This window comes from Pseudomonas sivasensis (assembly GCF_052938085.1).
This window is the reverse complement of record NZ_CP176442.1, coordinates 3,360,480-3,383,073: the sequence shown is the minus strand read 5'-3', so window position 1 is coordinate 3,383,073 and position 22,594 is coordinate 3,360,480. Positions and strand designations below refer to the sequence as shown.

Genomic DNA, 22,594 nt, shown 5'->3' with positions numbered 1-22,594 from the left:
TTCTCCCTGTAATGCCAGGTTCAAGAGGCCTTTTTCTTGGCGGTTTTTTTCGCCGCAGGCTTACCCGCCAGGCTGCGCTTGAGCAGTTCGGTCAGGTCGAGCACATCGGCCGACTTGCGCTCTTCGCTGCCTTCCTTGGATTCCACATCTTCAATCTTGCCGGCCTTGGCCTTCTTCGCCACCAGCGCCATGATTTTTTCCTGAAAGCTGTCGCGGTAGGCATCCGGTTGCCAGTCGGCGCTCATGTCCTCCACCAAGCGCTTGGCCATGTCCAGTTCACCTTTGGCCAGGGAGGGTTTGGTTACGTCGCTGCCCAGTTCCAATTCATCCAGGCTGCGCACCTCGGCGGGCCAGCGCAGCATCACCAGCACCAGTGCGGACTCCAGGGGCATCAATGCCGCCAGGTGCTGCTTGGTGTGAAGCACCACATTGGCCAGGGCGACCTTGCGGGTTTTCTTGAGGGTTTCCCGCAGCAGCGCGTAGACCTTGCCGCCGCGTTTGTCCGGCGCCAGGAAGTAGGGCGTGTCGATGTTCTGCAAGGGGATCTGGTCGCTGGCGACAAAGGCGATGATTTCGATGGTCTGAGTGGACTTGGGGTGGGCCGAGCGAATCTCCTCTTCGCTGAGCACCACATAACGTCCCTTCTCAAACGCTACGCCTTTGACGATGTGCTCCTTGGTCACTTCCTTGCCGGTGGTTTTGTTGATGCGCTTGTAGCCCACCGGGTCCATGCTGCGCTTGTCCAACCAGTCGAAATCCACGCCCTGTGCGGACGTGGCGGAAACCAGCGATACAGGGATATGAACCAAACCGAAGCTGATGGCGCCTTTCCAGATGGCCCGTGGCATAAGTGCGATTCCTTGAGAAGAGACTGTGTTCGGGTGACTCGCGGGCGGTTAAAAAAGTTTCCCTGGATGGATGCGCGGACAGATCGTGTTACACCTGATGAGGAAGTATTTAGTTACCAAAGCCGAACCCCAGGCGTAGCGTGGTATCGAAAGCAGGTACTCCTCGTCCCAGAGAGGCTTTGTCATGATCACCCGCGTGCGTCATCTTGCAGTGCTGGCGCTGAGCCTGGCACTTGCAGCCACCGCTCAAGCGCAGAACCTGCCTGGCGGCAACAACACCAACAATGGCCCCATTCACCGGGCCAACCCCAATAGCATGCAGGGCACGCAGCCCAATGCGCCGGCGATTCGCGGTATCCAGACCGTGCCGGCCACGCGCCCGCCGACCCTGGAAAACGGCGGCATCGGCAACCGTTACCCCCAGCGTGAGGCCGCGCCCAGCCGCCCGGCCACCGACACTAAAGCCCCCACGTTTGATGCCAACGGCAATCGCCGGTAAGGACTCGTCTTATGTTTATACGCAAAACCCTGTTAGCCGTTATGTGCGCGACGACCCTGACGACGGTCTACGCCGCCGATTCGCAACAGTTCCCCAGTGAACAAGGCAGCCTCACTGTCACCTCGATCGTCAAAGGCCTGGACCACCCATGGGCCGTGGCGTTTCTGCCGGACCAGCAAGGTTTCCTGGTTACCGAACGCCCTGGCCACCTGCGCGTTGTCAGCCCGGATGGCAAGCTCTCGGCTCCGCTGAGCGGCGTGCCTGAGGTGTGGGCCAAGGGGCAGGGCGGTTTACTCGATGTGGTGCTGTCGCCCGATTTCAAAGAGGACCGCACGGTCTATTTGTCATACGCCGAAGGCGGCGGCAAAGGCGGCACGGCCGGCACTGTGGTGGGACGTGGACGTTTGGCGGCGGACCTCAGCGGCCTGATCGATTTCAAAGTCATCCTGCGCCAGGAGCCGAAGCTCTCCACCGGCAATCACTTTGGCTCGCGCCTGGCCTTCGACCAGGATGGGTACCTGTTCGTGACCCTGGGCGAAAACAACGACCGACCCACTGCCCAGGACCTGGACAAGCTGCAAGGCAAGGTCGTACGGATCTACCCCGACGGCCGCGTGCCGGATGACAATCCCTTCGTCGGTCAGCCGGGCGTACGCCCCGAAATCTGGTCCTACGGCCAACGCAACCCACAGGGACTGGCACTGAACCCCTGGAGCGGCACGATCTGGGAAAACGAGCACGGCCCCCGTGGTGGTGACGAGATCAACATCGTCGAACGTGGCAAAAACTATGGCTGGCCCCTGGCGACGCACGGCATCAACTACTCCCTGACGCCGATTCCGGAGGCCAAAGGCAAGACGGCGGAAGGTACCGTGGCGCCCCATCACGTGTGGGAAAAGTCACCGGGCATCAGCGGCATGGCGTTCTACGACAGTGACCGGTTCAAGGCGTGGCAGCACAACGTGTTCATCGGCGCGCTGGCCAGCCAGGAGCTGATTCGGTTGCAGTTCGAGGGCGACAAGGTCATCCACGAGGAGCGTTTGCTGGGAGGTTTGAAGGCGCGTATTCGCGATGTGCGGCAGGGCCCGGATGGCTTTTTGTATGTGCTGACGGATGAGGATGATGGTGCGTTGTATCGGGTCGGCCTTAATCAGGACTGAGGCGCTCAGCGTAGGGAGGGGGCTTGCCCCCTCTTACATTTGAACCGCACCAGGTTTTACAGGCCGAGATCGGACAACCCCGGATGCTCATCCGGGCGTCGGCCCAGCGGCCAATGGAACAGCCGCTCGCTTTCCATGATCGGCCTGTCGTTGATACAGGCAAAACGGTTGGCCATCAGGCCGTTTTCGTCGAACTCCCAATTCTCATTGCCGTAAGAGCGGAACCAGTCGCCGGAGTCGTCATGCCATTCATAGGCATACCGCACGGCAATGCGGTTGTCGGTGAAGGCCCACAATTCCTTGATCAGCCGATAATCCAGCTCCTTGGCCCATTTGCGCGTGAGAAAGCCTTTGGCTTCTTCGCGGCCATGGACGAATTCGGCGCGGTTACGCCACTGGGTGTCCAGGGTGTAAGCCAGGGACACACGTTGTGGATCGCGGGAGTTCCAACCGTCTTCGGCCAGGCGGACTTTTTCAATCGCTGATTCGCGGGTGAATGGCGGCAGCGGCGGGCGTGTTTCTGGGGTGGATGACATTTCAACGCTCCTGTTTAGACAAAGTGGCTCGGCCAGTGCATTCAAAGCGCTAATAACGTTCGCGCCATGCATTGCGCGTTATCAGCAGCGGTTGTATCGCCCATGACCAGGGCAACGGTAATGGCGCCATCGATCAGGATCAGCAGGTGTGCTGCCTGCCGTTCGGGATCGCAGGTGCCATGGGCTTGGCACAGTTCAAGTGCGTACTCGAAGAGTTTCTGTTTATGCGCTTTGGCCAGCAGGCGCACCGGGCTGTGCGGATCGCCGGTTTCACCGCTGGTGTTGATGAAGGCACAGCCGCGAAAATCCGCCGAGCCGAACCACGTCCTGAGCGCGTCAAACAGCGCGAGCAGGCGTTCGCCGCTGCCGTCGACGCGTTCCACTTCGCCGCGCAGCCAGTGCATCCAGCGTTCATCGCGGCGTTGCAGGGCCGCGATCACCAACTCGTCTTTATTGGCGAAGTAGCGGTAAATACTCTTGCGCGAGACGCCAGCGGTTTTCACCAGAAAGTCCATGCCGGTGGCGGCGATGCCGTGGCGATAGATCAACTTCTCGGTGACGTCGAGGATAATGTCGCGGGTTTCATTGCCAGTAATGTCGTTCATGTCGCACACAGTAGAACGATCGTTCTTCATGGTCAATGGGCTTTTTCCTACGAGGCAACGAGACCTGAGCAACCCCATGGTGTAAGCTCGGGGCCTCTTCGGATTCGACCCATTGCGAGCCCTATGCCGTCGTTCTTCAAACGCTCCCTGTTGCCCAAACTGCGTGGTTTCCCCCTCACTCCCGACGCGCTCGATGTGCTGTCCGGTGCGGATGCGTACCGCCGCTGCCTGCTGGAAAAAATCTCCCAAGCCACCCGGCGTATCTACATCGTGGCGCTGTACTTGCAGCAGGACGAGGCAGGGCAGGAGATCTACGACGCCTTGCACGCCGCCAAGGCTGCACGGCCGGAGCTGGACATCGTGGTGGTGGTCGACTGGTTGCGCGCCCAACGCGGGTTGATTGGTGCGGGCAAACAGCCCGGCAACAGCGCCTGGTACCAGGCCATGACACAGAGCCATGCCAGCGAAGTGCCGGTGTACGGCGTTCCGGTACAAACCCGCGAGCTGTTTGGCGTGTTGCACCTCAAGGGCTTTGTGATCGATGACAGCGTGCTGTACAGCGGCGCCAGTCTGAACAACGTGTACCTGCACAAGTTCGACAAATACCGGTTTGACCGTTATCACCTGATCCACAGCAAGCCCCTGGCCGATTCGATGCAGCACCTGGTGGAACACGGCCTGGTAGCGTCCAAAGCGGTGCACCGCCTCGACCTGCCAAACCCGCCCACCACCCGCAGCCTGCGCAACGACATCGGCGACCTGCGCAGCCGCCTCAAGCATGCGACCTACGACACCACGGCCGGGCAGTTGCCCAATGGCCACCTGTCAGTCAGCCCGTTGCTCGGCGTCGGCAAGAACAACCCGCTGAGCCGGGTGATCCTGGAGCTGATCGCCAGCGCCCAGCAGCAACTGACCATTTGCACGCCGTACTTCAACCTGCCATTGGCGGTCACGCGCGAGATCAACCGTGCCCTGGCGCGTGGCGTGAAGATCGACATCATCGTCGGTGACAAGACCGCCAACGACTTCTACATCCCACCCAGCGAGCCTTTCAAGGTCATCGCGGCACTGCCATACCTGTACGAAATCAGCCTGCGTCGCTTTGCCAAGCGCCACCAGCCGATGATCGACAGCGGCCAATTGAACCTGCACCTATGGCGCGATGGCGACAACACCTACCACCTCAAAGGCATGTGGATCGACCAGCGTTACACCTTGCTCACTGGCAACAACCTAAACCCTCGGGCGTTCCGTCTCGACTTGGAAAACGCCTTGTTGATCGACGATCCCCAGGGGCAATGGTTGGAACCACGGCGGACCGAGCTTGAGCAGATTTTCCAGCACACCACCCGCATCGACGGGTACGCGCAGTTGCAGACACTGGTGGATTACCCCCCGGCGGTCGGCAAGTTTCTGCGTCGGGTGAGCCGCGTGCGGATCGAGCGACTGCTTTACCGGATCCTGTAATCCGCCGCAACGCAACGCGTAAGGCGGCAAGACTCTGCTTACATTCAGCGCGTTTAAGCTTTCCTTAGATTGCCTCTCCAGACGAAGCCGTATTCCACGGCCTAGCGCAGAGAGGATTGAATATGTTGACGCCACTGTCGAGCACCGGCTCGCCCCTTCAATATGCTGTGCAGGCTCCCGTAGTCGGAGAGGACAGTGCCAAGCCCACGGTCCAGCAGCCGCGCCTATGGGCCGCCCCGGCAAACGTCGCCAACCTTGCCCAGGCGCCGCGCCTGAGTCCTGAACTGGTGGAACGGGACGCGCTGGCCGAGCGCCTTGAAGCCGGGCTTGAAGACCTGCCGGACGGCGCACGCACCGACTGGTCCGCCGAGGCCTGGGACGTTCCCCACACATCGCCACTGCTCGCGCGCAGCCAAGCGGCGATGGAGCGTTTGCAGGCATTTGTGTCTCGCCCGCAAATGCTCGCCCTGCTGCAGCGCGAGCGGTTCGATTGGGACGGTAAGCCCTTTCGAGTATCTGAAGGCCGCCTTGAACGCTTGAGCCCGGTGGGGGGCTGGGTGAATCTGACCCATTACGTCAACGACGTAGACACGTTGCGTGATGAGCTTGCGGCGTTGACCCCACTGACCGAACCACTGGGGAATGCCGTGTACTCGACGCCACGGGTTGACGCACGCCAGCTCCTCGAATTGAAGGGGCTGGGGTCGCCACGCACCGTGGCCGAGACACGCAATGTCATCCGCTGGTTACGGCTGTCGCTGCCGCCGGCGCCCGCAGTGGGTGACTACACCGGGCCATATACCCCCGACACGTTGAGCGAGGCTGATAAGGCCACACTGACTAAAGTCGCGCGGATCAACCTGGACGACGTCAAACCTGGCCACATCGGTGGTTATTCGATCTATCAACCGGCGAATATGGGCCGTTCGTTGAGCGAGGTGCGGCGCGATATCGAGCAGCACCTGCAGCAATATAAAAAGCTGACGCCCGACCTGGCGGCGCTGGTCACCCCGGTATACCTGGCGCAAGCGGCGCCGGAAATGCTGGTCAAGGAAGTGCCGGACACGTTGCGTATCGGCACTCTGGCCTGGATGGAGCTACGCCTGGGCTGCACGCTGGCCGATCATGCTGCGCCGGGCACGTCACGGATGATGAGTGAACACCAGGTCCGTGCACTGACGACCCTGGTGCCCACCAGTGAGGCGCAAGCAGAATTGATGCAACTCAATGCGCTGAAAATCCTCGCCGACTGGGGCGTGTTGAACGGCGCCGTCAGGCTGCGCAGTGACGGCGAGTATTCGCAACACGACCTCCAGGAGGCGTCGCGGGCACTGTTCAAACAGCAAGAAGAGACGGCCGAGGCCTTCGCCAGCGCCAGCGTGGAACTGCCGACGCGCAAGGCGCTGGCCATCCGGGAGTTGCTGCGAGTATTCCCCGACAGCACGGCGTCTGAGCTTGAGCGCATGAGCCTGGAACTGGCCAACGGCAAAGATCGCCGCAACGCACCGGTCACCGAACCGCGCAGCCGTTCGCTGGTGGAAACCTACATGACCGGCGACCTCACACCGGGAAAGTGGGTGCTCAGCAAGCATTTGCTAGCACCGCCGACGTCTGCGCAAACGCCCTATCAGCCAGACCGCGCGCCGCAGGTGGCGGAGGGCGCCCTGGAGTTACTGGATCGACGCATTCGTCATCTGCCCGAGCTTGAACCGTTACTCAAAAGCACCGTCAACCGTCACCTCAAACAGCTCCAGGGCGCCTATGCCACGAAGCTCAAGTTGATGTTTGCCCAGTTACCCCTTGCCGAGCGCACGTTGATCGAGCTGGGCAAGGTCGAATTGTTCACCCTGCGTGGCGAAACTGGCGTCGTTCAGGTCGAGGAGACCCAGGCCCGCAAAGATGCGCAGCGCGGTCGCCACGCAACCCTGATGCGTGTGGAGCATGACCAGACGGTGGCCTATTACGAGGTCTTCGCCAGCGGCGAGCTGATCAAGCGTACAGACCTGCCCGACGCCATCGAGCTACACGGCGTGATTCGCAAGCAGCGCATCAGCGCGCCCCATGGTTCGGTGTATGTGCCGATAGTCCGTGGCACACAGATGCCCTTCGATCTTGCTGCCTACACGACCGGCTCTGCGCCACGGCCGGAGGCGATGGCGTCGTCGGTTATCGTTGAACCGCTGGGAGGAGCGATTGCGCCAGGCGAGTTGCCTGCCAACCACACGCTGCAAAGCTTCGTGCCCAACACTTATGGCTCGCGCAAGATCGCGGCCATTGCCGGCAGAATCGCTCAGGACAATTTCTATGAGCCCGCCGAGGCTCTCTTGCAGCGCGCGCGTGATCCGTTACCACTTGAAAAACGCCGGGAAGCCCGGGCCCGCGAGCACGAGTTTCTATTGGGGTTTGTGCCGTTCCTCGGTGCGTACCAGGCGTTCAAGCGTGGCGATATCGCCCAGGGCCTGGGCAATTTGACCGTGGATATGATCGGCGTGGCCATCGGCGCCGGCGGTCAGGCGAGTGGCCTGCTGCGTTCGGCCAAGGCCTTGCTGCCCAACCCGGTGCAGCGACTTGCCACGCGGTTCAGACCCGCGGCCGCTACGGCGAATACGGCTAAAGTCGCGGCCAGTTTCAGCGAGCGCGCGTTTGACTTCATCAAGCACTCCGGCCTGTTTGCCAATGCCGCGTTAAACCCGCTGGATGGTTATCCGCAGATGATCCATGCCGCGACGAAGGGCCTGGTAAAACTGCCGGTGCTGCTGGCGGGGGGAGCGACGAAATGGGGCAAGACGGCGCCGCATCTGCTCACGGCTGAAGAAAAATTGCGTACGTACATGATGGTTGCGGGGGGGCAGGCGAGCAGCGCCGAACCGGTGATGCCCCGCGCCGGAGCGCGGGACGTCGCGTCAGGTCTTGATCAGTTCAAGCCCAGCTTGCCGCGTAGCGTCGACAGATCTTCAGCCAGCGTGTTCACCGGGCCTACCAACGCCTTGCGGTCGTTGTCCTTGACCTTATCGTAGGTCTCGAAACCGCCGTCCTTGGTCTTGTACTTGGCCAGGACCTTGTCCACGGTGGCGAAGTTCTTGTCGACCTTGGCCAGGAAGGCCTTGTCCTGTTTGTCGATCTGGCCACGGAACAGGTCGACGATTTTCTTCGCACCGTCGATGTTGCCCTGGAAGTCATACAGGTCGGTGTGGCTGTAGCGGTCCTCTTCGCCGGAGATCTTGGTTGCGGCGACCTCTTCCAGAAGGGCTGCGGCGCCGCCCACGACTTTTTCCGGCGGGAAGGTCAGGCCGTCGACCCGGGTCTTGAGGTCGTTGACGTCGGTGTTGAGCTTAGCCGTCAACGCTTCCAGGCCCTTGGTTGAGTTCTGCGAGAACAGCGCGTATTCGATGCGGTGGAAGCCGGTGAAGTCTTCGGCAGTCACGCCTTTTTCATGGTCGTCGACACGGGAGTCGATGGACGCATCCAGATCGCTGAACAGCTCGGCGATCGGCTCGATGGACTCATAATGCACGCGGGTCGGCGCGTAGAGCTTCTTGGCGGTAGCCAGGTCGCCCTGGTTGATGGCGTCGGTAAACGCTTTGGTTTGGGTGACCAATTCACCGATTTCTTCGGTGACGTAGATCTTGTAGTCCGACACCGGCCCTACCAGATCCAGCGGCGCCGTGGTGGCGGCGAAGGCGGCCAGGGGTGAGAGGGTCACTAACAACGACAACGCGAGGGTCGACTTCTTCATAGGGCGGTTTCCGCTGTGGGGGTTGGTTTCAGGTGTTGGCAGTGGTTTGAGGGTGCGTGGCGGCAAGCAGCGTGCGACCGATGAAATCCTTGGGCCCGGTGACTCCCGGCAAGGTGAAGAAATACCCGCCGCCGAAGGGCTTGAGGTATTCCTCCAGGGGCTCGCCGTTGAGTCGGGTTTGCACGCTGATAAAGCCTTTCTCCAGGTCAGCCTGGTAGCAGATGAACAACAGCCCCATGTCCAGCTGACCGTTTTTATTGACGCCGTTGGAGTAGTTGAACGGTCGACGCAGGATCAGGTTGGCCTGCGTCTGCGGGGTACGCGGGTTGGCCAGGCGGATATGGGCATCGAGCTTGGTCAGCTTGCCTTCCGGGTCCTTGCTGTAGTCGGGCACCTGGGATTCTTTCTGGCCATCCATGGGCGCACCGGTGGTCTTGACGCGGCCAATGATGCTTTCTTGCTCCTGCAGGGGCGTGCGGTCCCAGCGCTCGACGAAGTTGCGGATGATGCGCACCGCCTGGTAACTGCCATTGGCGGCCCATGCCGGTTCGTCGCTGCCGGGTTGGACCCACACAATCTGGTCCATCGCCTTGTTGTCGTTGGAATTCGGGTTGGCCGAACCATCACGGAAACCCAGGAAGTTACGCGCGCTCTGCGCCGGCTCGCCGGGTTTGGCCGGCGCCTGCGGCGGCACGCTGCCTTCCTGTTTCCAGCGCACCAGCAACAGGTCGGGCAGGTTCTTCACGATGTCGCGCAGGGCGTGGATATTGGTGTCCGGTGTGTTAGAGCTGAATTGCAGGCTCAGGTCGCCGTGGCACTGCGCCGGCTCCAGCGCATCGTTGGGAAAACCGACCATGCGGCTCAGACGCTTCGGTTTGGCGGCGCCCAGGCCGAAGCGTTCATCAAACAGCGATTCGCCGACAGACACGGTGATGGTCAGGTTGTCCGGTGTGACCACCGGCCCAAGGATCCCGGAATCGGTGGGCGGCAGCTTCGGGTCGACCTGGGGCACGGTGCCGCCGGTCATCAGAAAGCTGATGCGTTCGTTCAAGGTGCGGAACAGGCGCTCCAGGTCTTCACGGTCGCTGGCCAATACGTCGAACGCCACCAGCATGCCGCAGGCCGGGCGCGGGGTGACGATACCGCTTTGGTGCTTGCCGAAAAAATCGTGGTGGTCCTGGGTCTTGTCACTGCGCGGTGCGGTAGTGACTTGCTCGGCGGCGGCCGCCATGGCCGGGCAGGTCAGGGTGCTGCCGGCGATGGCCGCGCCGGTGGCGGCCATGCCCAAGAGGACACGGCGACGTTGGGCTGAAAACTGTTCTGAGTCACTCATAAAATTCGGTCGTCTTCACTGCAGGCCGGAAAGGCCAAGGGCGGGGTCGATTCCATCGAGTGCATCGGCCAGAGCCTTGGCCTTGTCGGCGATCTGCTTGCGCTGATCGGCGGTCACGCTGTCGTACGTGCTGTAACTGTCATTGACCTTGAACCCCGCGAGCTCGGCATCGAACGCGGCGAGGGCGTTGTCGATGTCGGGCAACAGGTCGGCAGCGGACTTGGTCAACAGTGGACGCATCAACTCGACCACTTTGTGCGCCACTTGCAGGTTGGCGGCGAAACCGTTCAGGTCTAGGTGGCTGTAGCGCTCTTCCTCACCGCTGATGGCGCGCACATCGGCCAGACTGTTTAGGTTGCGCACCACGATACTCACCAGTTGCTCCGGTGGCAGCGATTGAGCCAGCAGTTGCTGCTTAAGCGTGGTGACATCGGTCAGCAAGCGCTGCGCCACTGGGGCCAGGCCGTCGAGGCTGCGTTGCTGGAACAGGCTGTATTCGATGCGATGGAAGCCGCTAAAGGCCGGGTCCTGTTCGCGTTTCTCGAAGTAATCGGCGCGGGCGTTGATCGCGTTGTCCAGCTCTGCCAGGCGTTGGGACGCCGGCGCCAGTCGTTGGTAAGCCTCACGGGCCGGCGCATACAGGGCCTGGGCCTGCGCCAGGTCACCGGCGTCGATTGCTTGTTGCAAGGCGGTCGCAGCCTTGACCAGCGAGCTGCCCTGGCCGCTCAAGTACACGCGGAATTCCGACAGCGGGCCGATAAACGCCACCATCGACGGCTTGGCCTTGGCCTGGGCATCGGAGGCTGCCGTTGGCGTCACATGCAGGGTGCCACGGGGATTGCTCAACAGGCCGCAGGTGATCGCATAGTCGCCCGGCAGCAGGTTGGCGTTGATCACCTGGCTCAGGCCAGGGGCGATGTTTTCCCGCTCTTCGACCACCAGCACGCCGTCGAGGATTTCCCATTCCACCGCGCGGTCGGAGCGGTTGATGATACGAAAGCTCGCGCGCCCGGCCGGAACCGTCAACGCGTTGGGCTCGCAGGCGTGGCCATGAATCGTTACCGCGATCTCATTGCTGTTGGTCTGGCGCTTGGCGGCGGCCAATTGCGATGCGTAATAGAACAGGCCACCGGCGGCGATCATCACGACCACCGAGCCGGCCACCGCCCAGCGCAGGGCGCGGGGTGGCGAGGCGGGTTGAGGCGTTGGGTTGGACAAGAGACGGTCCTTACTGGCTGGAAACGGAAGAGGGCATGTTGGCGGGTTTGGCCGGTGCGGCAGGCAGGAAGAACATCACCAGCGCGACCACCAGGTAGATCAGGTAGGCACCCAGGGTGCTGACGGTCGGCGCTTCCTGGTAGCCGAACATGCCGGCGAGCACCGAACCCAGAGGGCTGTCCATCGGCAATGCGGCGCTGAAGTCGAACAGCACCGTTTGCAGGTGGTTCCACACGCCTGCTTCGTGCAGGGCCTGCACCGAATTGGCCAGAATGCCGGCGGCGACCACCAGGATGAACAGGCCGGTCCAGCGGAAAAACGCGCCGAGGTTGAGGCGCATGCTGCCGGTGTAGATCAGGAAACCCACGATGATCGCCAGGACCAGGCCGAGCAAGGCGCCAATCGGCGCGCCCGGGCCTTCGCTTTGCTGGAACACCGCCAGCAGGAAAAACACGGTTTCCAGGCCTTCCCGGGCCACGGCGAAGAACACCATGAGGATCAGGGCCGTGACCTGGTGTTTGGAACCGGTCAACGCCTGATCAAGGGAGGCATGCAGGGAATGTTTGATGGAGCGCGCGACCTTGCGCATCCAGAACACCATGGAGCTGAGAATACCCACGGCGACCAAGCCGACGATGCCTTCGAACAGTTCCTGTTGTTTTTGCGGGAATTCGGCGCTGACCAGCTCCAGGCCACCGCCCACCAACAAAGCCAACGCGGCGGCGAGGAACACCCCGATCCACACCGCGGGCATCCATTGGCCGCGGCCAGTCTGTTGCAGGTAACTGGCGATGATGCCAACGATCAATGCTGCTTCAATGCCTTCGCGCAGCATGATGAGAAAGGGGACAAGCATTCGGCACCAGAGCGTAACTAGATAGGAGCCTAAGTTGTAACATAATGATACTCATTGCTAAACAGGAAATATTGACGTTTGCTGAACAGTGGCTGAACGACCAAGAGAAGGCCGCTCAGTAGTCCTGTCCGACGGCCTGGTTATAGGCGTCCACCAGCAAGTCAAAGCGCCGTTGTGTTTCAAAGTAATCAGCGTTTAGCCGGTCTGGATCGGGGGTTTCGCTGGAATGCTGGGCAAGTGCTTGGAGCGCGCCAAGGTAGTCGTAACCGGGTTGTTTAATCCGCTGCCACAACTGTTGGGCCTTGGCTTCGGAGGTCGGTAGGTTGGGGCGCAGGTACCGCTGGGCGTAATCCCAGGTCTGCTGTATGTCGCTCAATGCGTCCGCCAATTGCTTGGGGGATCGTGGGTCAAGGCTGTGCATCGTGTCGCGGGTCTGCAGGATCAGGCCGGCGATAAGCGCCATCTGGTGTTCGTCACGTACCTGCAAGTGCTGCAGTTGTTGCAGGCGTATCCGGCGGTCGGCTACGTCCACGGCGGCGCGCAGTTCGGACGAGACCGTGAGGAATTTTTCCGCCACAGGGAAGAACTGTGCATCGCTGATCGCCCGCTGCGCAGGGTCGAGGCCGGGGACGGTTGCGCTGGGGTAGAAGTCGAACGCTTTCACCGATGAATAGACCTGCAGCAGGTGGTCCATATAGTCGTTGCGAAGCGCGGCGATCTGCGGCAAGTATTTTTGCAGCGCGCTTCTTTGCGAGGACGTCAGCAGGCACAGGTCCGGGCGTTTGGCGTCGTAGTCCAGCAGGCTCAATTGCGGGCCTTGTGTGCGCTGATACAGCTCGGGGAAACGCTCGATGAACGCCAGATTCGGGTCGTTGGCGCGGGGGCTGCGGCTGCGGTAGTTGAAGTACGCCACTCGCCAATTGCTGTCGACTCGGTTGAGGCAGTCGATCACCGGACGCAGCGCCTGGGCTTGCTGGTGCTCAAGCGCTGCCGGGCGGTTGGCCCAGGTTTTCAGCGGGGCGAGCATATCGGTATTCGTCAGCAGGCCCACAGTGCTCAGCGCCAGGGGCACGAAGGTGCAGAGGGCAGCAAAGGTGATGCGGTTCATGGTGTACACCCCGGCGCGCCAGCTTTGAGTCCGCTGCAACGGCTCATCAAGAACGGCTGCAAGCCCTCATCACGGTGGATACGTTGATTGTTTTCGTACATCTGCGCGGCGCTCAGCAGCAGGGCACCAAGGCCCAGGCCGATGGCCCATTGGCGCGTCGACGGTCGCGCCGGCCAGCGCCACCTGAGTGCTGCACGTAATCCCGGCCGACCAAGCACGCGCTGCGCCAGGCCCAGGCCCTGCAACGTCAACACATAGCCCGCCAACGCGTAGTTGCCGAGGATCATCCAGATCAACAGGCCAAGCACCCAGCACGGCAGAATCTCGCGGATCACCAACGGTGGCGGCCGGCGAAAGCTCAGCCAGGGCGACAGGTGCACGGCAAGCCGCTCATCGATTTCACCAAAACCGTCGGTGGCCGGACGCCAGATCGCGAGGATGAGCAGCGCCGGTATGGCGATCAGGAAGGCCCAGGTAGGGGCCATGCCGAGGGATTCCATCAAGGTGTGGTCGGTCATTTGCTGGTCGTGGATCGCCCAGCCGACGGCCATGCCCAGCAACGCCACAAACATCGGCCAGGGGCGGCTGATGCGTTCCCAGTCGCGCCAGAAGTAGGGATCCTCACCGGGCATGTGTGCGCACAGGGCCGGGTACTGGTTGAGCAGGGTTTCGCTGAGGGTGCGGCAGGCGTTCCAGTCGGATTCGCCGAAGCGCCGGGCAAAGCGTTGGCGTTGTTCCAGCGTCATGTCGCCGAACAGCAACCTGGCCGCGCGCGCCTTGGGGTCACGGCTGTCCAGGCTGGCCTGGTGGTAGACCTGTGCACTGAAACGCTCCAATACATTGCGTGCCTTGAGCGCCGACCACTCAGGCTCGGGGCAGTGGTTTTCCAGGTACTGATCGGACCAGGCCTGCTCGGTGCACAGGGTTTCGAACAGCGGCTCGGACCAGAAGGTGCTGGCCAGCAGCGTGCGCGCGAGTACGTCATTGAGCCGCGCATGGCGCGCCAGGGGCTTGAGCCATTCGGTGTTATGCAACTCGATCAAGGCCGCCGTGAAGGCCTCGACCTGTTGTTGATTGAGTAATTCGGTGAGCGTGTGCTCGACGTCGGTAAACATCTGCTCCAACAAGGCAGCCAGACGATAGTCGGGCAGTCGCACGGGTGTTTCCCGTTGCCAGGGCGTGAGCCAGTGCAGATGAGTGACGGCCCAGGCCGCAATCGCGGGTTCCGTGCCATTCAGGCAGCGTTGCAGCAGCAGGGCCTCAAAATCCTCGGCGCATCCAATGTGCTGGGCTTGCTCATAGAGACGCGCAAGATTGGCCGGTTTGGCGTCGTCCACCAAGGCTTGCACCTGGTCCAAGCGCGTGTCGGGCTCGGTCGTAGCGGGCTGCACTGTGTCGACGGGGAGCGCTTGCGGCACTTCGACGGGCGCTTCATAACGGCTCCATTGCAGCGCGTGCTCATAGGCCTCGCGCAGGCGCTGGAAGCCGACAGGGTCTTCATCCGGGCGATGCTGTTTGAGCAACACCGCGTATTGGCGCTTGATACTGCGAGCATCGGCGTCGGACGGCAGCCCAAGTACTTCCCAGCAACTCATCGATTCCACTCCCTGTCGGTAAAATCCCGGCGCAGAATACCCGAGACCAATACCTCGGTGCCTACTCTTTTGCCGCGCGACTGCCTAAGATGGCCGCACTTCACGCCACACAGGGCACGGCGGCGCCAATGTTGGAAAAAGACACCATCTCCATCCACCTCGTGCGCGAGGCCTTGTTGCAGAGCTGTGCAACCGGTGCGGCCACGATTGAAGTCTTGCGCAAAGTCGGGATTGACCCTGGGTTGCTCGAACTGCCGACCGCGCGCATTTCGGCTACCGCTTATGCGCGGCTGTGGCGTTTGCTGGCACGGCGCATGGACGATGAATTCTTCGGCATGGACCCGCGCAAGCTCAAGTCCGGCAGCCTGGCGTTTTTGTGCCATGCCTGCGTGGCGCAACCAACGCTTGCTACCAGCCTGGAAACCGGTTTGGGGTTCCTCTCGCTGATGCTGGAACGCATGCCCGCCCAGTTGGTGCGCCAACAGAGCCTGGCAGAGATTGTCCTGCACGAGCCCGAGCCTAAGCCGCAGCGCGCGTTCACCTATTTCACCTATTGGATGATCGTGCACGGCGTCGCCTGCTGGCTGGCGGGACGGCGCATTCCCATCCTGGCTATTGAGTTGCGCTGCCCACAGCCAGACTTTTACGACGACTACCAAGTGATGTTTTCCGACAACCTGCGCTTCGACCGACCACGCACCCGTATGATCTTTTCCGCTGACTGCCTCGACTTGCCCATCAAGCGCAGCCCTGAAGAACTCAAGCGCTTCCTCGCCCACGCGCCGGCCAACATCCTGGTCAAATACCGCGACCCCGACAGCCTCGCCACACGGATCAAACACGACCTGCGCCAAATGCCACCCGACACCTGGCCAGAAACCGAAGGCCTTGCGGCCACCTTATGCATCTCCGCCTCAACCCTGCGCCGCCGTCTGGCGGAAGAAGGGCAAACCTACCAAGGCCTCAAGGACAGCGTGCGCAAAGAACTGGCGATAGTGTGGCTGGCGGAACCGCAGATCAGCTTCGCCGAGATTGCCGCGCGGTTGGGGTTTGCGGACACGAGCTCGTTTTATAAGGCGTTTCGGAAGTGGGCGGGGTCCAATCCTGGGCATTATCGGAGTTTGATTTTGAATGAAGTCACTCGGGTTTAAATTCGGGGCGCAAGGGACTAAGAAATAACTGGCTGTGTCTTGCGTTTGCGTCCGACAACGTGATCCTTCGAATTTTTAGGAAGTGCCCGACTTACTTGGATTGATAATTCATGCGCGATTGATTGCACTGCAATTCTACGAGCCGTGGCTCAGGCTCGCTCATCTACCGACAGGTTGTTATTTTCAGAGTTTACAAAATAGGCCAGGGCATTGATCACTTGATTTGCACTTTTCATTCCACCAAGAATATAGGTGACATCTTCGGGTTTCGAGTAGCGGTCGGTACTGAAATATGCCAGTTGATCTTCATATTTCTCATTGAATAGCGCTATAGCATTGAACTTAACGTCCTGTTTTGTCTGGTGCCCATTTTCATCGAATGCGCCATCGCCGGAAATGAACATACTAAATGTGTTCCCATCTATCAGACCTGCCTCGTATAGCCTTCCTCCTACATCTTTCAGCTCGTACGTGCTAATAGATGTCATGTCATAATTTTTTAAGAATGCCTTTAAGTTATTGGTTTTTTCTTGGTCCTTCAGCTTCAGTGTCTCCGCCGCCTTGGCCTCTTCATTCACAGTGAACGCATTTGTCACCATCGTCGGATTTCTGACTACGCGAGCATCAGTTTGCTTCGATAGCGTGGCTGCGGCATTCGTAACGAGCATTCCCATATCAATCTCCTGTTTGTATTAAGCACTCCATCCCTTATCGACCTTGGACCGGCCAACCTTAGTCAGCGCTGTAATTTCAGAATGGTCTGACAGATACTGCAAGGTAGCGTGAGGGCAACTTCCTAAAGCGTATCTCTGACTGCCTGCTGGCACCTGGCTGGAAACCGAAGGCCCCAAGGCCCTATGCGCAAAGAACGGGCGATTGTGTGGGTGGCGGAACCGCAGATCATATTTGTCGAGATTACTGCAAGGTTGCGGTTGCGAGCTCATTTTATGAGGCGTTTCGTAAGTGGGCGGGGTCGAATCCTGGGCATTACCGGAATTTGATGTTGAATGAGATTATTCGAATTTGTGCCCGGGGTATAAAGGACTAAGAAGTAGCTAGCTATATCCTTCGTCGACGTCTGACAGTGCGATCCTACGGCTTTTGGGGAAGTGTCCGGCTTACATGGATTTATAATTCATGCACAGTGGTGGCGCGGTTCTCACCGATGTATTCGCGGACTCCTACTCAGGTGTCGCGGCATAAGCACTCAATGCAAAAAAACCTGCGCCTGCTATGAGGAGAACGTATGGGTAGCTGAAAGAGTGAGGTCGTTTTAATGCATGTATTGCATGCGGAAATGTTGATCATTAACTTATGAAGTTTAGTTTAAGAGGGTGAATGTATGAAAAGGTATGTTGCGCTGTCGTTTGCATTGTTAATGGGGTTGTCGTTACATGTGTCCGCTTTATGTTTGAGTGTTTCTGAGAGTTATAGCGGTATCTTGGATGTCGTTGGGCGTTGAGCGAGAATCGGGAGCGGCATGGAGAGAGTTTTGTTGACGCCGCTCCCTTTTGTCATCGCATACGCACGCTCACCTACGGAGGAACTATAGTTCGCAGAGGCGACAAAGTAGGCAAGATCATTCATTGCTTGGTTTGCATTTTTCCTTCCTCCATGTTTCGTCATCAACACTGAATGCATTCGTAACGACCATACGCATATCAATCTGCTGTTTGTATTAAGCATTCCATTCCTTGTCGACCATGAATCGGCCAACGTTAGTTTGCGATGTGAATGGAGAATGTTCTGACCGATATCGCTGGGGAGTGTGGGGGGCACGTCCCAATGCACACGCCTGAAAAGTATCCGACCAAAAAAAAGCCCCATGACCAAACAGGCCACGGGGCTAAAAATTGGTTGGATGCGACCAACCAAAGGAGCTCTTTACATCACTTCGCTGTTGCTACAACGGTGTCTGGCTTCCATCCACCTCCGAGTGCCTTGTAGATCGCCACGATCCCGCGATACAGGTCCACTTCGGCCTGGGCCTGGGAGTCTTCCGCGGCGAGGCGTTCGCGTTGGGCGTCGAGGAGGACGAGGAAGTCCACGGTGCCTTCGCGGTAGCGGATGGCAGCGAGGTCGGCGGCGGCGCGGCTGGATTCGCTTTGACGGATCAGTGAGATCAGGCGTTGCTGACGCTTGCTGTAGTCACTGAAGGCGTTTTCGGATTCTTCCAGTGCCAGCAACACTTGCTGCTCATAGGTCGCCAGGGCGCCATCGGCTTCGGCGTCTGCGCCACGCAAACGGGCGCGCACGCTGCCCAGGTCGAACGCGGCCCAGGTGATGCTCGGGCCGAGGGCCCAGGCATTCGCGGCGGACGAACCGATCTGTGAACCGCGCCCGGCGGTAAAGCCGAGGAAGCCGCTGAGGCTGACCCGTGGGAACAGGTCGGCCTTGGCCACGCCGATACGTGCGGTGGCGGCGGCCAGTTTGCGTTCGGCGCTGAGAATGTCCGGGCGACGTTGCAGCAGTTGGCCTGGATCACCGATCGGCAACGCCTTGGCAATCGCCGGCAGGTCTTTCGGGCCCAGGTCCACGCTCAACTTGTCCGGACGCTGGCCGAGGAGGGTGGCGATGCGGTTACGTTCGCGCACTTGTTCGGCTTGCAGTTGCGGCACGCTGGCTTCAACGGCTGCGAGGCGTGCGTCGGCGCGTTCCACGTCGAGTTGGTCACCCACACCGGCGTCGCGCAGGCTGACGGTGATGGTGCGCGAGTCCTGCTGGTTCTTCAGATTGTCCAGGGCGATCTTTTCACGCAGTTGTGCGCCGCGCAGTTGACCGTAGGCGTCCACCAGTTCGGCAATCAGGGTGACTTGCAACTGGTATAGATCGGCTTCGGCGGCCTGCTGGTCGGCGTCGGTGGCTTCCAGGTTGCGCTGGATGCGGCCGAACAGGTCCAGTTCCCAGGCCATGTCCAGGCCCAGGTCGTAACGCTCGGTCTTGACCCGGCGGGTGGTCTGGCCCGGGATCTGGCCCTTGCCCTGGTCGCTGCTGACGCGGCTGGTAATCGTCGGCATGGCGTCGTTGCTGGCGTCATCGCGGATTGCACGAGCAGCGCGCAGGCGGGCAAACGCTACGCGCAAATCGCGGTTACCTTGCAGCGATTGAGTCACCAACTGGTTAAGCGTCGGGTCTTCGAACTGCTGCCACCAGATGCCTTCGAACTTGGCGTGGTCATACTGCTTGGCGTCCGCGGCGGCGGTGATGTTCGCCGCCTCCGGGGTCTGGGTCTTGTAGTCCGGGCCCACGGCACAGGCGCTCAGCGCCAGTACCAGCAAGCTCGGCAGGAATACTTTCACACTCATTGCTGTGTCTCCAGCTTCAAGGCCTTGGCCGCTTTGCGCGCTTCGCTGCGCTCCACATAACGACGGATCAGTACGTAGAACACTGGCGTGAGCAACAGACCGAAGAAGGTCACACCGATCATCCCGGAGAACACCGCCACGCCCATGGCATGACGCATCTCGGCACCGGCACCGCTGGACAACACCAGTGGCACCACACCCATGATGAAGGCGAACGAGGTCATCAGAATCGGCCGCAGACGCAGGCGGCAGGCTTCCAGCACCGCGGCCAGCGGGTCGAGGCCCTCGGCTTGTTTGTCCTTGGCGAACTCGACGATCAGAATCGCGTTCTTACACGCCAGGCCCACCAGTACAATCAAGCCAATCTGAGTGAAGATGTTGTTGTCGCCACCCGAGATGATCACCCCGGTAATGGCCGACAGCAGCGTCATCGGTACGATCAGGATCACCGCCAGTGGCAGGCTCCAGCTCTCGTATTGAGCAGCCAGTACCAGGAACGCCAGCAGTACGCAGAGCGGGAACACGAACAGCGCGGTGTTGCCCGAGAGGATTTGCTGATAAGTCAGGTCAGTCCACTCATAGGTCATGCCGTTGGGCAGTTCATCCTTCAGCAGTTTTTCAATCGCCGCTTCTGCCTGGCCGGAGCTGTAGCCCGGTGCGGCGTTGCCGTTGATTTCAGCGGTGATAAAGCCGTTGTAGTGCATCACGCGGTCCGGGCCTGAGGTGTCGCTGACCTTGATGAAGGTTGCCAACGGGATCATCTCGCCCTTGTTGTTACGCACTTTCAGTTGGCCAATCTGGTCCGAATCATTGCGGAACTGCTGCTCCGCCTGCACGTTGACCTGATAGGTACGGCCGAAGCGGTTGAAGTCGTTGGCATACAACGAGCCCAAGTAGATCTGCAGGGTGTCGAAGATGTCGCTGATCGCCACCCCGTGGGTCTTGGCCTTTTCGCGGTCGATGGCGGCATCGACCTGGGGCACGTTGACCGTGTAGCTGGTGAACAGGCCGAACAGTTCCGGCACGCCATGGCTCTTGGTGATGACGTTCTGCACTTCTTTGTACAGTTCGTCATAGCCCAGGTTGCCACGGTCTTCGATCTGCAGACGGAACCCGCCGATAGTGCCGAGGCCCTGTACCGGTGGTGGCGGGAAGATCGCCATGTAGGCTTCCTGGATGTCGCTGTACTTGCCGTTCAACGCGCCGGCAATCGCACCGGCGGACATGCTCGGGTCTTTGCGCTCATCGAATGGCTTCAAGGTCACGAACACGATGCCGCTGTTCGGGCTGTTGGTGAACCCGTTGATCGACAGGCCCGGGAAGGCGATAGCGCTTTCCACGCCGGGCTGTTTCAAGGCGATGTCAGACATGCGCTTGATCACGTTTTCAGTGCGGTCCAGGCTTGCGGCGTCGGGCAGTTGGGCGAAAGCCACCAGGTATTGCTTGTCCTGGGCCGGTACGAAGCCGGTCGGTGTGTGGGCAAAGCCCAGCCAGGTCAGGACCATCAGGCCTGCGTACAGGAACAGTGCGATGCCGCTGCCGCGAATCACCCGGCGAACGGTGCCGACATAGCCGTGGCTGGCTTTTTCGAAGAAGCGGTTGAATGGACGGAACAACCAGCCACCCAACAGCTTGTCGAGGAACCTGGAGAAGCCATCTTTCGGCGCGTTGTGGCCCTTGAGCAACACCGCTGCCAGTGCAGGGGACAGGGTCAGCGAGTTGAACGCCGAGATCACTGTCGAGATCGCAATGGTCAACGCGAACTGCTTGTAGAACTGCCCGGTCAAGCCGCTGATAAAGGCTGCTGGCACGAATACCGCGCAAAGCACCAGCGCCGTCGCGATGATCGGACCGGTCACTTCGCTCATGGCTTTTTCAGTGGCGGGGAAGGGCTCAAGCCCCAACTCGATATTACGTTCGACGTTTTCCACCACCACGATGGCGTCGTCCACCACGATACCAATCGCCAATACCAATCCGAACAACGACAGTGCGTTAAGCGAGAACCCAAACAGGTGCATCACCGCAAACGTACCGATCAGCGAGACCGGCACCGCCACCAACGGGATGATCGAGGCGCGCCAGGTCTGCAGGAACAGGATCACCACCAGCACGACCAGGATCAGTGCTTCGAACAGCGTGTGAACCACCGCCTCGATGGAGCCGCGCACGAACACCGTCGGGTCGTAGGCGATGCGGTAGTCCATGCCTTCGGGGAAGCTTTTTTTCAGCTCCGCCATCTTGGCGCGCACATCGTTGGAGATGTCGATGGCGTTAGAGCCAGGACGCTGGAAGATTGGGATCGCCACCGCTGGCTGATTATCGATCAACGAGCGCAGGGCATATTGGCTGGAGCCCAGCTCGACCCGTGCAATGTCCTTGAGGCGCGTGATTTCACCGTTATCGCCAGCGCGAATCACGATGTTCTCGAACTCTTCTTCGGTGACCAGGCGCCCCTGGGTGTTGACCGACAGCTGGAAGCTGGTGTCGTTAGGTGAGGGCTGCGCGCCCAAGGCACCGGCGGCGACTTGGCGGTTCTGCTCGCGAATCGCCGTCACCACATCGGTGGCGGTCAGGTTGCGCGAGGCGGTCTTGTTCGGGTCCAGCCATACACGCAACGAGTAGTCGCCCATGCCGAACAACTGCACATCGCCCACGCCGCCGAGCCGCGCGAGCTCATCCTTGATATTCAGGATCGCGTAGTTGGACAGGTAGAGCATGTTGTAGCGCTGATCCGGCGAGGTGATGTGCACCACCATGGTCAGGTCGGGGGAGGCCTTGTCCACGGTGATACCGATACGCGTCACTTCCTCAGGCAGTTTTGGCTGAGTCCGCGTCACGCGGTTTTGTACCTGCACCTGCGCGTTGTCCAGGTCGGTGCCCAGGGCGAAGGTGATGGTCAGGGTCAGCTTGCCGTCAGCAGTCGATTGCGAGGACATGTACAGCATGTTCTCGACGCCGGTGATGGCCTGCTCCAGCGGCGCGGCCACGGTTTCGCCAATGACCTTGGGGTTGGCGCCGGGGAAGTTGGCGCGCACCACCACGGTCGGCGGTACCACTTCCGGGTACTCGCTGATCGGCAGTTGGAACAGCGAAATCGCGCCGGCGATCAGAATCAGCAGCGACAGCACCGCTGCGAAGATCGGCCGCGAAATGAAGAACTTGGAAAAATTCATC

17 protein-coding genes and 1 pseudogene are annotated in these 22,594 nt (G+C 60.4%); 6 read left to right on the top strand and 12 right to left on the bottom strand.

From position 1 onward, the window contains the following. Nucleotides 1-20: 20 nt before the first annotated feature. Nucleotides 21-848, bottom strand: a complete 828-nt coding sequence (gene ku, locus ACKZ62_RS15590; protein ID WP_032891268.1) for a non-homologous end joining protein Ku — start codon at nucleotides 846-848, stop codon at nucleotides 21-23. A gap of 184 nt (nucleotides 849-1,032) precedes the next feature. Here ku and ACKZ62_RS15585 point away from each other — a divergent pair, with 184 nt between their 5' ends. Beyond that, the gene (locus ACKZ62_RS15585; protein ID WP_032891269.1) at nucleotides 1,033-1,347 is read left to right on the top strand and encodes a hypothetical protein; all 315 of its coding nucleotides are present in this window, start codon (nucleotides 1,033-1,035) and stop codon (nucleotides 1,345-1,347) included. An 11-nt stretch (nucleotides 1,348-1,358) separates the two neighbouring features. Continuing rightward, a complete protein-coding gene (locus tag ACKZ62_RS15580) occupies nucleotides 1,359-2,507 on the top strand; it encodes a PQQ-dependent sugar dehydrogenase (protein ID WP_032891272.1) in 1,149 nt (382 codons plus the stop codon). A gap of 56 nt (nucleotides 2,508-2,563) precedes the next feature. Here the strand turns inward: ACKZ62_RS15580 and ACKZ62_RS15575 are convergent, their stop codons facing one another. After that, the gene (locus tag ACKZ62_RS15575; protein ID WP_447095498.1) at nucleotides 2,564-3,043 is read right to left on the bottom strand and encodes a nuclear transport factor 2 family protein; all 480 of its coding nucleotides are present in this window, start codon (nucleotides 3,041-3,043) and stop codon (nucleotides 2,564-2,566) included. Between the two features lie 41 nt (nucleotides 3,044-3,084). After that, nucleotides 3,085-3,648 carry a TetR/AcrR family transcriptional regulator gene (locus ACKZ62_RS15570; RefSeq protein WP_447096964.1) on the bottom strand — a complete coding sequence of 188 codons (564 nt, stop codon included), beginning with the start codon at nucleotides 3,646-3,648 and terminating at the stop codon, nucleotides 3,085-3,087. Nucleotides 3,649-3,771: 123 nt separating this feature from the next. Here ACKZ62_RS15570 and pssA point away from each other — a divergent pair, with 123 nt between their 5' ends. Continuing rightward, nucleotides 3,772-5,115 carry a CDP-diacylglycerol--serine O-phosphatidyltransferase gene (pssA, locus tag ACKZ62_RS15565; RefSeq protein WP_032891275.1) on the top strand — a complete coding sequence of 448 codons (1,344 nt, stop codon included), beginning with the start codon at nucleotides 3,772-3,774 and terminating at the stop codon, nucleotides 5,113-5,115. Nucleotides 5,116-5,237: 122 nt separating this feature from the next. Continuing rightward, entirely contained in the window at nucleotides 5,238-8,132 is a 2,895-nt protein-coding gene (locus ACKZ62_RS15560) for a hypothetical protein (RefSeq protein WP_447095497.1), read from the top strand. Here ACKZ62_RS15560 and efeO (ACKZ62_RS15555) read toward each other — a convergent pair. The 6 genes from efeO (ACKZ62_RS15555) to ACKZ62_RS15530 form a co-directional block, all read right to left on the bottom strand. Further along, nucleotides 8,030-8,851: an iron uptake system protein EfeO gene (gene efeO, locus ACKZ62_RS15555; protein ID WP_095184888.1), complete on the bottom strand. Its 822-nt coding sequence runs from the start codon at nucleotides 8,849-8,851 to the stop codon at nucleotides 8,030-8,032. The genes ACKZ62_RS15560 and efeO (ACKZ62_RS15555) overlap by 103 nt on opposite strands. A gap of 28 nt (nucleotides 8,852-8,879) precedes the next feature. Further along, a complete protein-coding gene (gene efeB / locus ACKZ62_RS15550; protein ID WP_447095496.1) occupies nucleotides 8,880-10,184 on the bottom strand; it encodes an iron uptake transporter deferrochelatase/peroxidase subunit in 1,305 nt (434 codons plus the stop codon). Between the two features lie 15 nt (nucleotides 10,185-10,199). Further along, the gene (efeO, locus tag ACKZ62_RS15545; protein WP_447095495.1) at nucleotides 10,200-11,402 is read right to left on the bottom strand and encodes an iron uptake system protein EfeO; all 1,203 of its coding nucleotides are present in this window, start codon (nucleotides 11,400-11,402) and stop codon (nucleotides 10,200-10,202) included. Between the two features lie 10 nt (nucleotides 11,403-11,412). Then, entirely contained in the window at nucleotides 11,413-12,258 is an 846-nt protein-coding gene (efeU, locus tag ACKZ62_RS15540; protein WP_032891284.1) for an iron uptake transporter permease EfeU, read from the bottom strand. 115 nt (nucleotides 12,259-12,373) lie between these two features. Continuing rightward, complete coding sequence (locus ACKZ62_RS15535) at nucleotides 12,374-13,366, bottom strand: hypothetical protein (RefSeq protein ID WP_447095494.1); 993 nt, start codon at nucleotides 13,364-13,366, stop codon at nucleotides 12,374-12,376. Beyond that, complete coding sequence (locus tag ACKZ62_RS15530) at nucleotides 13,363-14,961, bottom strand: J domain-containing protein (RefSeq protein WP_447095493.1); 1,599 nt, start codon at nucleotides 14,959-14,961, stop codon at nucleotides 13,363-13,365. The genes ACKZ62_RS15535 and ACKZ62_RS15530 overlap by 4 nt, the downstream gene beginning before the upstream one ends. Before the next feature lie 128 nt (nucleotides 14,962-15,089). Between ACKZ62_RS15530 and ACKZ62_RS15525 the strand changes: the two genes are divergently transcribed. Further along, nucleotides 15,090-16,112, top strand: a complete 1,023-nt coding sequence (locus ACKZ62_RS15525; RefSeq protein WP_095184882.1) for an AraC family transcriptional regulator — start codon at nucleotides 15,090-15,092, stop codon at nucleotides 16,110-16,112. 149 nt (nucleotides 16,113-16,261) lie between these two features. On the opposite strand, the gene ACKZ62_RS15520 is transcribed toward ACKZ62_RS15525, so the two are convergent. Further along, the gene (locus ACKZ62_RS15520) at nucleotides 16,262-16,786 is read right to left on the bottom strand and encodes a hypothetical protein (RefSeq protein ID WP_447095492.1); all 525 of its coding nucleotides are present in this window, start codon (nucleotides 16,784-16,786) and stop codon (nucleotides 16,262-16,264) included. Nucleotides 16,787-16,969: 183 nt separating this feature from the next. On the opposite strand from ACKZ62_RS15520, the pseudogene ACKZ62_RS15515 reads away from it, so the two are divergent. Beyond that, nucleotides 16,970-17,160: pseudogene (locus tag ACKZ62_RS15515) on the top strand (hypothetical protein); the annotation flags it as partial. An 841-nt stretch (nucleotides 17,161-18,001) separates the two neighbouring features. On the opposite strand, the gene ACKZ62_RS15510 reads toward ACKZ62_RS15515, so the two are convergent. Together ACKZ62_RS15510 and ACKZ62_RS15505 are read right to left on the bottom strand one after the other, a co-directional pair. After that, complete coding sequence (locus ACKZ62_RS15510; RefSeq protein ID WP_095184880.1) at nucleotides 18,002-19,417, bottom strand: efflux transporter outer membrane subunit; 1,416 nt, start codon at nucleotides 19,415-19,417, stop codon at nucleotides 18,002-18,004. Continuing rightward, a complete protein-coding gene (locus ACKZ62_RS15505) occupies nucleotides 19,414-22,593 on the bottom strand; it encodes an efflux RND transporter permease subunit (RefSeq protein ID WP_032891294.1) in 3,180 nt (1,059 codons plus the stop codon). The genes ACKZ62_RS15510 and ACKZ62_RS15505 overlap by 4 nt, the downstream gene beginning before the upstream one ends. Nucleotide 22,594: the final 1 nt, after the last annotated feature.

What these genes read in the sequence shown, in the direction of transcription:
- ACKZ62_RS15585 (WP_032891269.1), top strand. Translation starts at nt 1,033, where the DNA reads ATGATCACCCGCGTGCGTCATCTTGCAGTGCTGGCGCTGAGCCTGGCA.
- ku (WP_032891268.1), bottom strand. Translation starts at nt 848, where the DNA reads ATGCCACGGGCCATCTGGAAAGGCGCCATCAGCTTCGGTTTGGTTCAT.
- ACKZ62_RS15530 (WP_447095493.1), bottom strand. Translation starts at nt 14,961, where the DNA reads ATGAGTTGCTGGGAAGTACTTGGGCTGCCGTCCGACGCCGATGCTCGC.
- ACKZ62_RS15575 (WP_447095498.1), bottom strand. Translation starts at nt 3,043, where the DNA reads ATGTCATCCACCCCAGAAACACGCCCGCCGCTGCCGCCATTCACCCGC.
- ACKZ62_RS15580 (WP_032891272.1), top strand. Translation starts at nt 1,359, where the DNA reads ATGTTTATACGCAAAACCCTGTTAGCCGTTATGTGCGCGACGACCCTG.
- ACKZ62_RS15535 (WP_447095494.1), bottom strand. Translation starts at nt 13,366, where the DNA reads ATGAACCGCATCACCTTTGCTGCCCTCTGCACCTTCGTGCCCCTGGCG.
- pssA (WP_032891275.1), top strand. Translation starts at nt 3,772, where the DNA reads ATGCCGTCGTTCTTCAAACGCTCCCTGTTGCCCAAACTGCGTGGTTTC.
- ACKZ62_RS15520 (WP_447095492.1), bottom strand. Translation starts at nt 16,786, where the DNA reads ATGGGAATGCTCGTTACGAATGCCGCAGCCACGCTATCGAAGCAAACT.
- ACKZ62_RS15505 (WP_032891294.1), bottom strand. Translation starts at nt 22,593, where the DNA reads ATGAATTTTTCCAAGTTCTTCATTTCGCGGCCGATCTTCGCAGCGGTG.
- efeB (WP_447095496.1), bottom strand. Translation starts at nt 10,184, where the DNA reads ATGAGTGACTCAGAACAGTTTTCAGCCCAACGTCGCCGTGTCCTCTTG.
- ACKZ62_RS15570 (WP_447096964.1), bottom strand. Translation starts at nt 3,648, where the DNA reads ATGAACGACATTACTGGCAATGAAACCCGCGACATTATCCTCGACGTC.
- efeU (WP_032891284.1), bottom strand. Translation starts at nt 12,258, where the DNA reads ATGCTTGTCCCCTTTCTCATCATGCTGCGCGAAGGCATTGAAGCAGCA.
- ACKZ62_RS15560 (WP_447095497.1), top strand. Translation starts at nt 5,238, where the DNA reads ATGTTGACGCCACTGTCGAGCACCGGCTCGCCCCTTCAATATGCTGTG.
- ACKZ62_RS15510 (WP_095184880.1), bottom strand. Translation starts at nt 19,417, where the DNA reads ATGAGTGTGAAAGTATTCCTGCCGAGCTTGCTGGTACTGGCGCTGAGC.
- efeO (WP_095184888.1), bottom strand. Translation starts at nt 8,851, where the DNA reads ATGAAGAAGTCGACCCTCGCGTTGTCGTTGTTAGTGACCCTCTCACCC.
- ACKZ62_RS15525 (WP_095184882.1), top strand. Translation starts at nt 15,090, where the DNA reads ATGTTGGAAAAAGACACCATCTCCATCCACCTCGTGCGCGAGGCCTTG.